Origin of the sequence: Rhodococcoides fascians A44A, assembly GCF_000760735.1 — a bacterium.
Taxonomy (GTDB): Bacteria; Actinomycetota; Actinomycetes; order Mycobacteriales; family Mycobacteriaceae; genus Rhodococcoides; species Rhodococcoides fascians_E.
Window position 1 is genome coordinate 1,215,687 of the sequence record NZ_JMEX01000005.1, and the last position, 12,738, is coordinate 1,228,424.

7 protein-coding genes (1 of these 7 cut by a window edge) are annotated in these 12,738 nt (G+C 64.9%); 2 read left to right on the forward strand and 5 right to left on the reverse strand.

What is annotated here, in order from left to right; translation table 11 throughout:
• From BH95_RS09265 to BH95_RS09280, 4 genes are all read right to left on the reverse strand, one after another.
• Nucleotides 1-6,152, reverse strand: partial view of a non-ribosomal peptide synthetase gene (locus tag BH95_RS09265; protein ID WP_099052201.1) — the start only. 23,941 nt of this gene lie to the left of the window's left edge; 6,152 of the gene's 30,093 nt are visible here — the first part of the coding sequence; the start codon lies at nt 6,150-6,152; its stop codon lies off the left edge, out of view.
• A gap of 422 nt (nt 6,153-6,574) precedes the next feature.
• Nucleotides 6,575-7,000, reverse strand: coding sequence for a PPOX class F420-dependent oxidoreductase (locus BH95_RS09270; protein ID WP_037181643.1), 426 nt, complete (start codon nt 6,998-7,000; stop codon nt 6,575-6,577).
• Between the two features lie 130 nt (nt 7,001-7,130).
• Nucleotides 7,131-7,748: a TetR/AcrR family transcriptional regulator gene (locus tag BH95_RS09275; RefSeq protein WP_020111176.1), complete on the reverse strand. Its 618-nt coding sequence runs from the start codon at nt 7,746-7,748 to the stop codon at nt 7,131-7,133.
• Entirely contained in the window at nt 7,745-9,193 is a 1,449-nt protein-coding gene (locus BH95_RS09280) for an amidohydrolase (RefSeq protein ID WP_037181646.1), read from the reverse strand. The genes BH95_RS09275 and BH95_RS09280 overlap by 4 nt, the downstream gene beginning before the upstream one ends.
• Nucleotides 9,194-9,235: 42 nt before the next feature.
• Between BH95_RS09280 and BH95_RS09285 the strand changes: the two genes are divergently transcribed.
• Nucleotides 9,236-9,703, forward strand: a complete 468-nt coding sequence (locus BH95_RS09285; protein ID WP_037181649.1) for an acyl-CoA thioesterase — start codon at nt 9,236-9,238, stop codon at nt 9,701-9,703.
• On the opposite strand, the gene BH95_RS09290 is transcribed toward BH95_RS09285, so the two are convergent.
• On the reverse strand, nt 9,694-11,634 hold the full coding sequence (locus BH95_RS09290; protein WP_037181653.1) for an acetoacetate--CoA ligase: 1,941 nt from the start codon (nt 11,632-11,634) through the stop codon (nt 9,694-9,696). The two genes, BH95_RS09285 and BH95_RS09290, sit on opposite strands and share 10 nt — an antisense overlap.
• A 206-nt stretch (nt 11,635-11,840) precedes the next feature.
• On the opposite strand from BH95_RS09290, the gene BH95_RS09295 reads away from it, so the two are divergent.
• Entirely contained in the window at nt 11,841-12,734 is an 894-nt protein-coding gene (locus BH95_RS09295) for a hypothetical protein (protein ID WP_037181656.1), read from the forward strand.
• The last annotated feature ends 4 nt before the right edge of the window (nt 12,735-12,738 follow it).

The following is a 12,738-nucleotide window of genomic DNA, read 5'->3' on the forward strand; positions in this document are numbered from 1 at the left end:
GAGTTTCCACCGAGTTCGAAGAAGTCGTCGTCCAGGCCGACGACGGGTGCCCCGAGGACGTCGCTGAACACCGTTGCCACGGTCTCTTCGATCGGTGTCGTGGGGGCGCGGAACTTTCGAAAACTGATTCCCAACTCCGGCTCGGGGAGTGCCCGGCGGTCGAGCTTTCCGATCGGTGTCAACGGGACCTCGTCGAGCACGACGATCGCCGACGGCACCATGTAGTTCGGCAGCAGCCGCGACACGTATCTCGCCAACTCGTCACTGTCGATGCCGGACGAACCGTGCACGTAGGACACAAGTGCCGTCTGCCCCGACGCGGTTTCCCGGCCCAGGGTGGCAGCGAACGTCACCGCGGGGAAACTCTCGAGCGCCGCGTCGATCTCGCCCAGTTCGATGCGGAAACCTCGGACCTTGACCTGGAAATCGGATCGTCCGACGTACTCGATGTCGAAGTCGTTGGTCCACCGCACGACGTCGCCCGTCCGGTACATACGCGTACCCGACCCACCGAAGGGATCGGCGACGAATCGTTCCGAGGACAGTCCCGGACGACGGTAGTACCCACGCGCCACGGCTTCGCCCGATAGATAGAGCTCACCTGCGACACCCACGGGGACGGGGTTCAACCGGGTGTCGAGGATCAGTGCCCCGACTCCGGGTACGGGGCCACCGACGGTGATTCGCTCACCGACGAAGAGCTCACCGCGCGTCGAGACGATGGTCGTCTCGGTAGGACCATAGGCATTGAAGTACCGGCGTCCCCTGGCCCAGCGGCCGACCAGATCTGCAGCCGACGCCTCGCCGCCGACGGACAGCAGTTCGAGATCGTCGAGGCCGGCGGAATCCATCGAGCCGAGTACGGCAGGTGTGATGACGGCGTGCGTGACGGACTCGTGGGCGAAGAGCGTATGGAGCTCGGGGCCGCCGATGATCGTCGGCGGCACCACGACCAGTGTCGCACCGGCGGAAGCAGCAAGTGCCCATTCCAGGACAGACGGGTCGAAAGACGGTGAGATCACGTGCAGGAAGCGCGATTCAGGCGTGACACGGTACAGCTCACGCGAGGAATCGATCAGTCCGGACAGGCCACGATGAGTGACACTCACACCCTTGGGCAGGCCTGTCGAACCGGAGGTGTAGATGACGTAGGCGACGGAGTCGAGAGTCACCGAGGACAGGCGGTCCGCGTCGGAAAGCGCTGCGCCCGAACGGCCTTCGACGGACGACTCGAACTCCTGCGCGTCGATCGGCCACCATTCGCACGTAGCGGGCAGGGCGTCGACTCGCGCCGAGGTGGTGATGCCGACAACCGCACCCGAGTCCGACAACATGTGGCGCACCCGATCCACGGGGTACTCGGGGTCCACCGGCACCCATGCTGCGCCGGTTTTCGCGACTGCCCAGATGGACAGAACCATCTCGAGCGATCGAGGAAACGCAAGAGCGACCACGGTTTCCGGGCCGATTCCACGCTCGATCAAGTACCGCGCGTAGCGGTTGGTGAGTACGTCGAGCTCGCAGTAGGTCAGTTCCGCTCCGGATGCACGTACAGCCGCGCCGTCGGGGTTGGCCGCAACACCGGCGTCGAGGAACTCGTGCAACAGTCGCTGCGAGTCGACGGTGCCACCGTGCACCGACGTCAGCGTCGAGGCTTCGTCGGCCGCGAGAATGTCGATCGCACCCACCGGAATCGACGGATCGGCCACGATGGCGTCCAGGATCCGCACGAACCGTTTCGAGAAACTCTCGATCGTGGCCTCGTCGAACAGATCTGTGGCGTACTCGAAGACTGCTTCGATCCGGCCAGGGCGTCCGTTCTCGTCCTGATGCTCGGTCAACCACAACTGCAGGTCGAACTTCGCAATGGGAACGTCGAGTTCCTCCGCGGCCACCTCGAGGCCCGCGAAGCTGAGCTCACGCTGGCGGGCGGACTCGAGTGACAGAGCGACCTGGAACAGCGGGTGTCGTGCGGTCGAACGCGCCGGATTGAGTACTTCGACGAGCCGTTCGAACGGGATGTCGGCGTGCGCGAACGCCGACAAGTTGGTGTTCCTGACCTGATCCAGCAGGACGTCGAACGACGAGTGCGGGTCGACCCGCGCGCGGAGCACGAGGGTGTTGACGAACATGCCGATGATGTCGTCGAGCTTCTGGTCTGCTCGACCGGCAATCGGCGCGCCGATGGAGATGTCCGTCGTTCCGCTCAAGCGCGACAGCAGAACTGCGTACGCAGCCTGAACCACCATGAACAGCGACGCCTGATGCGAGCGAGCCACGGAGCTCAAACCACGATGCACATCCGGTTCGATCACGAAGCGGCTCTTGGCGCCCCCGTTGGTCGCAACGGCCGGGCGAGGTCGGTCCGAAGGGAGGTCGAGCTGATCGGGGAGTTCGTCGAGTGTGCGCAACCAGAACGCGATCTGCCGTGCCGACAGCGAGTTCTCGTCGGATTCGGCGCCCAGGACCCGGCGCTGCCAGAGTGCATAGTCGGCGTACTGGACTTGAAGCGGCGTCCAGCTCGGCGACCGCCCGTCGGTACGCGCTTCGTAGGCGACCATGATGTCACGCGCGAGGGGCCCGAACGACGAACCATCAGCCGCGATGTGGTGCAGCACCATCGCCAACACGTAGTCGGTGTCGGACAGCTTGAACAGCTCGATTCGGAACGGAGCCTGCACGGAGACGTCGAATCCACCCCGCGCGAGATCGATCAGACTGTCCACGAGCTGGGCCTCGTCGACGTCCGTCACGTTCAATCCGTCGAACACGTCCTGTGCCCGCAGAACGACCTGTTGTGGAGCGTCGTCGATCTGAGGGTAGACCGTACGCAACGTCTCGTGGCGCTCGACGACGTCTGCGAATGCGCGCTCCACGGCCGATCTGTCGACGTCGCCGCGAAGTCGCACCATGAACGGAAGGTTGTACGCAGCGGTATCCGGATCGAACCTGTTCAGGAACCACATGCGCTGCTGAGCCAATGACAGCGGCACCACATCCGGCCTGGGCCCTGCCACGAGCTCGGGCCCCACCGAGCCCTGCGCGAGAGCGCTCGTCGCACGCGCTGCCAGAGCACCGACCGAGGGCGCCTCGAACAGTTCACGTACGCCCAGGCGCACACCGAGTGCAGCCCCGACGCGGGTCACGAGTTGCGTTGCAACCAAAGAGTTTCCGCCGAGCTCGAAGAAGTCTTCGTCGAGTCCGACACGGGTCGCGCCGAGTACGTCCTCGAACACACTCGCGACGACCTGCTCCGCGTGAGTCTGGGGTGCGCGGTATTCACGCGCACTGCTGAAGACGGGCTCCGGCAATGCCTTTCGGTCGAGCTTGCCGCTCGTGTTCAGCGGGAACGCATCCAACACCATGACGGATGCAGGCACCATGTACGACGGTAGCGACCGGCCCGCTCGCTCCACCACGGCCGCGACGTCGATCGACTCGCGGGATGATGGAACGACGTACGCGACGATCTGTTCACCAGTAGCCGTCTCCACCACGAGAACCACGGTCTGCGAGATCGTCTCGTCGGCCAGTAGCACCGTCTCGATCTCACCGAGTTCGATTCTCTGGCCGCGGAACTTGACCTGGAAATCGGTTCGTCCGATGTAGTCCAGATTGCCGTCGGCGCGCCACTTCACGAGGTCGCCCGTGCGATACATGCGGTCCCCGCCCGCACCGAAGGGGCTCGCGACGAAGCGATCCGAACTCAGGTCGGGGCGACCGACGTAACCACGTGCGAGTTGGACGCCCGCGAGGTAGAGCTCGCCGGCTTCTCCGATCGGCGACGGCCTGAGCCTGCCGTCGAGCACGAACGCACGGGTGTTCCATTCCGGGACACCGATCGGGACGGTTCTGACGTCCTGAATCCCGCTCTCGTAGTAGGTAACCGACACCGCGGCCTCGGTCGGGCCGTACAGATTGTGCAGACCCGCCCCGCACAGTTCGCGGAATGCTGCCGCGGTCTCGGCAGGGAGCGCTTCGCCGATGACGAAGACGTGGCGGAGCGAATCACAGGTTCCGACAGGGGCATTGGCGACGAACACTGTCAGCATCGACGGCACGAAGTCCGTGACCGTCACGCCGTGTTCGGCAATCCTGTCCGCGACGTAGATCGAGTCTCGATGCCCGTCAGGGGTCGCCAGCACCATCGTTGCACCCACCTGCAGCGGCAGGAAGAAGCCCCACAAGGACACGTCGAACGTCGTCGCCGTTTTCTGCAGGTAGACATCGGAGGCGTCGAGGCCGTATTCCGCGCGCATCCACTGCAACTGGTTGTCGATTGCCGCGTGCGACACGGCAACACCCTTGGGGCGCCCCGTCGAACCGGACGTGTAGATGACGTAGGCCGTGTTGTCCAGGCGCAACGGAGCGACGCGATCTCGGTCCTCGACGCGCGTGCAGTCCATCGAGTCGACATCGAGGAGGTCGATCTCCACCGCCTCGACACCGTCGGGCAGGTCGACCTCGTCGCGGGCCACGGTGAGGACGCACAGCGGATCGGCGGACTCCAGGATGTACCTGGTGCGCTCGGCGGGATGGTCGGGATCGATGGGAACCCATCCGCCGCCGGCCTCGACGATGGCGTACATCCCGACGATCAGATCGAGTGACCGCCTGATCGACAGACCCACCAGCGCTTCCGGCCCGACCCCCTTGCTCACGAGAAGTCGCGCGAGACCGCTGACGCGGGAGGCCAGTTCACCGTAGCTGAGCGTTGTTCCCTCGTAGACCAAGGCCGTTGCGGAAGGATCGAGGTCCACGCGTGCGTGGAAATCCGACAGCAACGTCCGCTGGGAAACCTCGTGGTCGGTCTCGTTGAAACCACCGACGACAAGCTCCTGCTCGGTCGTGGTGAGCAACTCCAGATCCCACACACGGTCGGTGGGTGCCGCGGCGACGAATCGATCGAGGAATTCCACGAAACGAGCGTGGTTACGTTCGGATTCCGTTGCCGAGTACACGTTGGGGTTCGACTCGAAGTCGATGTGGGTCTGCTTTCCACCCACGCTCTGATACAGGTTCAGACCGAAATCCTCGATGAGACCCGTCGACAGAACGTTCAGTGTCCCGACCATGGACCCGAGACGTACCTCGCTGAAGAACAGCATGATGTTGACCCAAGGGCCGAAAAAGGACGCCTGCCCGGTGGTGCTGCCCGCATCGCGTCGGATGTCCTCGTGGCGGTAACGCTGATGCCTGAGCGCACCGGACACCTCGGTGGTGACCTTGGACAGCAGCTCCTCGATGGACATGTCCGTCGTCACCGTCAGACGCAACGGCACCACGTTGGACACCATGCCACCGGACCTACGCAGGACTGCCGTCGTGCGAGCGGTCACCGGCAAACTGAGGACGACATCCTGCGTGCCGGTCATCTGAGCCAGGTAGCTCGCGAACGCAGCGATGACCACCGTCGCAGTCGTGGTGTCGGCAGACTCGACCAGTGCAGCGAGGTCCGCGGTCGTCCCCGCGGACAACGATCGACTGTCGATCTGACTGACAGGTGCGGGGGCGGCAGTACGGCCACCGAGGCTCGTGGGGGCCTCGATACCCGCGACCCGATCGGCCCAGTACGCCTTGTCGTTCTCGAACCGGCTCGACTCACGGTACGCAACCTCGGCCTCGTACACCTTGCTGAGATCGGAGGCCTTGCTCGGCGGTGGCTCGTGCCCCTCCACGGATGCCGTGTACAGCTCGGCAGCACGATTCATGAACGTGACCGCGCCGAAGCCGTCGAGCACGACGTGGTGGACTCGGTTGAACCAGAAGTACCTGTCGTCCTCGAGGTGCAGAACGGTTGCCGCGATCAGTCGATCCCGGAGAATGTCGATGGGCGCGCTGTAATCTGCGCGCATCCAGTCCTGAGCTGCACTGACCGGGTCCGGTTCACCCCGCAGATCGATGTAGCCGAGTGGATCCTCGAGAGTGGCGTCGACGAACTGGCGTGGCTCGGAATCGACCTCCACGATGCGGACGAAACCGGACTGTAGCTCCAACGCCGCGCGAGACTGCGCTGTGCGCAGTGCATCCAGATCGAGATCCCCGCGCAGCTCGACGTACTGAGCGATGTTGGCGGGCACCGACGGATCCACGTGCTGGGCGAACCACATGCCCAGCTGTGCGGGAGAAAGCGGGAAAGACGAGTCCGGCACTTCCTGATGCGCCTGTGCTCCTCCGACTGATTCGTCCCAACCTAGCGGGTCCAATCGAATCCTCTCTTTCCCACAATCACACGCCTTCGGTCCGCGTCGACAGCTCCGACACTTCCGAACACCGAACTCACAAATCTAATTGGTATCTGCAACGAGAACTAATCGACGCCCCAACAGTCGCCGATGTTACTCATGGGTACATCTGCGCACATGGGATCAGCCGTTACACGGCCATCTGCCTCGGTCCCATCACGTGGGATATCGATTCGGACAGCGCTCCGTGGGACCCGAAACGACGAGGACCGGATCTACGTCTGCCGGCGACGTTTGCGCCTGTGCACATCACTTGTCCAATCTACAGGGCATCGCGGAGAGCGGACCGAGCCCGGCACACCAACGAATCCCCTCCACTCGCGGTCCACTCACGCAGTCGCGTTCATGGACGCGATCACTTTCGTCGGCTTGATCCTCACGACCAGCTCTCCGGGCACGCCGTTGCGTCGACCGAATTCCTCGGCACGGTCCGAGCCCATGTACCGACCACCGATGGCCGTGGCTGTCCTGAGCAGGTCGTCGGGATCCTCCGATGTCTCCGCCACACCCTGGACCTGTACGAACCCGTACGGCGGCTCCTCCAGGTCGACCGACAACACCAGCCGCGGATCCCTGGCGATCGCCTTACCCTTCGCCGTGTCCGCGCCCGTGTTGAACACGACGGCGTCGTCCTCGAGCACGAACCACACCGGCGCCACCAACGGCCGACCGTCCGACGCCACGAAGCCGAGCTTTCCGGTTCGTGTCCCCGTCAGCAGAAAATTCCTGACCTCGAGATCCGCAAGACATGCCATGCTCGCAACGCTACCGCCGCACTCCGACACGCCTCATTCCGCAGGCTCCATTCGCGCTCTGTTGGCTCATTCCGCAGGCTCCACTCGCGCCTCCCGGCTCATTCCGCAGGCTCCACTCGCGCCTCCCGGCTCATTCCGCAGGCTCCACTCGCGCCCCCACGATTCGCCGCGCGATGGCGAGGTAGGTCTCGACCAGTTCCGACGGCGCCAGGGGCCCGTCCGGCCGGTACCAGCCGGCGACTCCGATGCACATCGTCGTGACTGCTCGCGAGGCGTCCTCGGCGTGATCGAGGCCGAAGTCTCCGGATGCGATCCCGTCGGCGACGATGGCGTCGACCATGCGCTGCTGCTCGTCGCGCCTACCGACGTAGTCGATGCGGTTCACCTCGTCGAGGCTTCGGATCTCCGTCGACCCGAGGAATGCCTGCTCACGCCGGTGCATGTGGAACAGCAGCAACGACTCGACCACGGCGTCGAATCGTTTTCGTGGCGACGGCCCGGCCTCGGTCTCTGCTGATCTCGATCTCTCCAGCAGCTCGTCCATCGCTGCTGTCATCAGTCCGACGAGCAGGGCCTGCTTGGACGGGTAGTGGTGGTACAGGCCAGGGACGGACAACCCTGCTCGTCCGGCGATTTCTCGTACGGAGGTGCCGTGATATCCCTGGTCGACGAAAGCCGACAGAGCTGCGGCCAACGGCGCGGGTAGCGTCGACGCCTCGTATCGGCGCCAGGAACCGGTGTCGTTCATGCGAAGGCACTGTCGAACGTCAGCCTGCCGCCGAGCACGGTGGCGAGAATGGGGACGGCACGGAGATCGCGGTTGCCGAGCCGTGCAGGATGCTCGGCGAGCAGCACCAGGTCCGCCTTCGACCCGAGTTCGACGGAGTGTCGCCCACCGGACGCCGCGGCGAGGGCGACGCCCAGCGGCAGTGCTTCCGACGGCTGCCACGGTGGTCGCTCGTCGTCGGTGCGCCAGACGGCGTCGGCGACCGCGTCGAGCGGGCTGGGAGGACTGACGGGGGCGTCGGACCCGAACAGCAGCCGCGCTCCCGCCCGGTGCAGGGACAGGTAGGGGTACGCGATCGAGCTCCGTCCCGCCCACAGCTCGTCGGCCACATCCCGATCGCTCATCGCATGTTGGGGCTGAATCGACGCTGCGACGCCTGTGGCGGCGAATCGCGGGATGTCCCCGGGGCGGATCTGCTGAGCGTGCTCGACGCGGCCTCCCCCGCCGACAGTCTCGAATGCGTCCAGTGCGAGCGAGTTGGCGCGGTCCCCGATGGCGTGGATCGCCGGAGTGATGCCGCCCGCCCTGGCGCGCCTCATGACGGCCACGAGGTCCTCGGGCGTCTCGAGCAGCACCCCGCTCGACGTGCCGCCGGGATACGGGTCGTGGCAGCAGGCCGTCCTCGTGTTGAGCGAACCGTCGAACATGACCTTCAGAGGTCCGAGCGCGACACCGTCGGCGACGATGTCGCCGGTGGCTGCGCCGCGTTCCAGTTCGTCTTCGAGCCACTCGGGCCAGACCGTGAAGTCGACGCGGACATCGGCGCGCCCCAGCGCCGACCGTCGGGTCCACACAGCTCGATTGTCCGCGTACTCGAAGTCGGTGACGGCGGTGATACCTCGTCGTGCGAGTTCTCGTGTCGCGGCGAGGGCACCGCGATCACTGTCCACGGGGTCGGCCAGCCGATCGAGAGCGCCGAGGCCCTCCATGCAGTCGTGATCTCGAAGCACACCCGTCGGATGATCGATCCCGAGGTCGTCCAGAAGCGCAGGGCTGAGCCACAGAGTGTGCAGATCCATGCTCGTGATAGCCGCTCGACGGCCGGGCAACGCGTTCTGCAGGATGTCCTTGTGCGGGACGTCCGGCCACAGGGCGTCGCGGAATCCCTGCGCTCGGAGAATCCCCGAACCGTGCCGCTCGTTCGAGCGGGCCAGGATGTCCGCGAGATCCGCAGCGGAATCGGCACCGGAGACGTCGATGCGCGTCAGCGACGTCGCCCACTGCGTCAGATGAACGTGGTTGTCGACGAAGGACGGAAGCAGAGCCGCGCCGCGCCCGTCGAGAGTGTCGCCCTCGATCGCGCTGCCCGACGCCGTGGTTGCGCTGATGTCGGCGATCCGGCCGTCGACCGTCTGTACGTCCACCGCGCCGCCGCCTGGAGTCAGGACCACGTTCTTGATCAACACACCCGGACTCTAGAACACCGAGGGACGTGAGACCGTGATGCGGTGACGAACTCGAAGCCCGGCTACCACGCCACGATCACCGTCCGCTGGTCGGACATGGACGCTTTCGCGCACATCAATCATGCGCGGATGGTCACCTTGCTGGAGGAAGCCAGAATCGAGTGGCTGCTCAGCACGGGCGACGCGACAGGGGAACGTCCGGAAGATCGGGCCGCACAGGCGAACGAGTCCTTGATCAAGAGCGCGTTGATCGCGAACGTGAACATCGCGTACAAGAAGCCCCTGCGCCACTCGGACAGTCCGCTCGATGTCACGCTCTGGTTCGAGCAGGTGCGTTCGGTCGATTTCACGATCGGTTACGAGGTGCGCGCAGCGGGCGCTGCGGCGGACTCCGCTCCGGCCGTGCTGGCCACGACACGAATGGCGATGGTCGACGTCGGATCGGAGCGCCTGCGGCGGATCAGTCCAGCGGAGAAGGAGTACCTGGCGAAGTGGACTCGTCAGCCCTGACGATTCCGACCGACATCCGTGTACCAGTCGATGAGGTCCGGGGCGTCGACGGCCGATCGGTCGAGGGAACGCGCGGCGTCTCGCCCCTGAAAGATCTTCTTCAGCGGCACTTCGAGCTTCTTGCCGGTCCGGGTGTGCGGAATACCGGGCGCAGCGATGATCACGTCCGGTACGTGCCGAGGCGATGCGTGTCGACGAATCGAGTCCTTGATCTTGTCCTGCAACACGTCGCTCAGCTCCTCGCCGTCCGCCAGCACGACGAACAGCGGCATCCAGTAACCACCGTCCTCGGATTCGACTCCCAGGACCAGAGCTTCGACGATTTCCGGCAGGGATTCCACGGCCTGGTAGATGTCGGCGCTGCCCATACGAATTCCATTGCGGTTCAACGTCGAGTCGGACCGGCCGTGCACGACGACGCTCCCGTGGTCGGTGCGCGTGATCCAGTCCCCGTGCCTCCACACGCCGGGATAGGTGTCGAAGTACGCGTCTCGATATCGCTCTCCGTCGATGTCGTTCCAGAACCGCACCGGCATCGACGGCATCGGCTTCGTGACCACCAGTTCCCCGACCTCCCCGGTCACGGAGTGTCCGTCCTCGTCGAACGCGTCGAGCGCAACTCCGAGGAACGGCGCCGACAACTCCCCCGGCCACACCGGAACAGTGCGAACACCGCCGGCAAATGCGGACACGACATCGGTTCCACCCGAGATGGAGAACACCGGAACCCGCTCACCGACGCTCCGCGCCAACCACTCCGACGACGACGCAGGCATGCTGGACCCGGTGATTCCGATCGCGCGAAGCGCACTCAGATCGTGATCACGAGACGGAACGGAGTCCGCTTTGATGCAGGACAGAACGTAACCAGGGCTGGTGCCGAGGAACGTCACCGACTCCGCCGCCGCGATCGACCACAACCCGTCGGGGGCGGGATAGGACGGGCTCCCGTCGCTGCACACGATGGTCGCTCCGACGAGCAAGCCGGCGACCTGGAAGTTCCACATCATCCAACTCGGGCTCGTGTACCAGAAGAAGACGTCGTCGGCACCGATATCCGATTGCAGCGCAACGGCCTTCAGATGCTCGAGCAGGACTCCCCCGTGCCCGTGGACGATCCCCTTCGGCAGACCTGTCGTGCCGGACGAGAACACCACCCACAGCGGGTGGTCGAACGGAACGGGCGTCGTGACCCACTCGTGCTCGCCTGCCGTGCACTCCTCCCACGACATCGCTCCTTCGGCGACATTGCTTCCGACCTGGACGACCGTCCGAACCGTCGGGAGGCCGTCGCGTAGTTCTGCCGCGTCGGCACTCTTGTCGTGAAACTTGCCGCCGTAGGAATACCCGTCGGCGACGACGAGGACCTTCGGGTCCAACTGCCCGAGACGATCGATCGCCGCCGACGGTGAGTAGTCCTGTCCACAGGCCGACCACACCGCCCCGATGCCGGCCGCTGCGAGGAATGCGACCACCGCCTCCGGGATGTTCGGTAGGTATCCGACGACACGGTCCCCTGGCACGACGCCCTCGCGGCGCAGAGCGTCCGCCAACGCAGCACACTGACGCGCGAGTTCGGCCCAGGAAAGCTCGGATCGGGCACCGTCCTCACCGACGTGGACGATGGCCGGACGATCGCCTCGCACGTGGCGTCTCACCTGGTCGACGTAGTTGAGCTCGGCTCCTGGAAACCACTGCGCCATCGGCATATCGGACGAGCCGAGCACCGAGGTCGCGGGCTGGGAGGCAACGACGTCGAAGTAATCCCAGACCTGACGCCAGAACTCATCCAGATTCTGCGTCGACCATCGCCACAGCGCCGTGTAATCCGGCAGCGAGACGCCGTGCCTGCGCTCCACCTCCCGCGTGAAGTCGGTGATGCGAGCGCTCTCGACGTCCTCCGTCGACGGTGTCCACTGCGGTTCGGTCATGCGTTCCAGTATCCCCTGAGCGTCGCTTCACACAACGAGGATGTGCGTTCACAACGCTGATGCGTGTTGTGAAAACACCATCGACGTTGTGAGGACACCGGACGGAATGGTACGAGCGAACCAGAATTCATCCACAACCCCCTCGTTCGTCCACAATCGGACGCGAGGGGGTGGTTTCGACGCCTCATCAACTGCACGATCACCGCATGCATCCCGACGCCGATGGCTTCCTCACCCGTGCAGCAGCATCCGCCGCCGGATACAGCGACGACGAGTTCCGTCGAATGATCACCTCCGGTGAGATCAGAAAGGTCGCCACCGGGATCTACTGTCCAGCAGATCGATTCGATTCTCTGACACCGACGGGCGTTCATCGACTCAGAGCCGTCGCCGCAGTTCGAGGAAAGCGGGGACATGCGCTGAGCCACGTCTCCGCTGCGGTGCTGCACGGCTTGACGATGTGGAACACCGACCTCGGGCGCGTGCACCTCACGGCCGATCGTGCGACAGGGGCCAGGAGGACCTCGACCCTTCACGTGCATACGGGCCGTCTGACGCCGTCCACCACTGTCGAACTCGGGTCGGTACCGGTTACCTCCCCGGCGCGCACGATCGTCGACACCGCGCGCGTGCTCGACCTGGATCATGCAGTGGTGATCGGCGACTCGGCACTGCGCAAGTTCGCGATCACGCCGGACGCGCTCACCGACGCCCTCGAGCGGAGTTCGAGGCTGCACAACATAGCCGCAGCGCGGCGGGCGGTTCACCGGATGAACGGACTCAGCGAAAGCGCAGGCGAATCCCTCAGTCGACTGCGGATGGAGGAGCACGGAATACCTACTCCCACTTTGCAGTACAGAGTCCCCTTGCTCGATTTCCGGGTGGACTTCTTCTGGCCGAAGTTACGAATCATCGGCGAGTTCGACGGGCTGGGCAAGTACGGCGGCGACTCCCGGAACCTAGCTCGCGAGAAGGCCAGGGAGGACGCCCTGCGTGACGAGGGCTACCAGGTCATCCGCTGGGCCTGGAGGGACCTGTGGAATTTCGCGGAGGTGTTCATGCGATTCGAACGAGCCAGGGCCCGTGCACTCATGAGCTGAATGT

Excerpts from the sequence above, each read along its gene's own strand:
- BH95_RS09270 (WP_037181643.1), bottom strand. The coding sequence starts at position 7,000 with ATGGCATGTCTTGCGGATCTCGAGGTCAGGAATTTTCTGCTGACGGGG.
- BH95_RS09275 (WP_020111176.1), bottom strand. The coding sequence starts at position 7,748 with ATGAACGACACCGGTTCCTGGCGCCGATACGAGGCGTCGACGCTACCC.
- BH95_RS09290 (WP_037181653.1), bottom strand. The coding sequence starts at position 11,634 with ATGACCGAACCGCAGTGGACACCGTCGACGGAGGACGTCGAGAGCGCT.
- BH95_RS09295 (WP_037181656.1), top strand. The coding sequence starts at position 11,841 with ATGCATCCCGACGCCGATGGCTTCCTCACCCGTGCAGCAGCATCCGCC.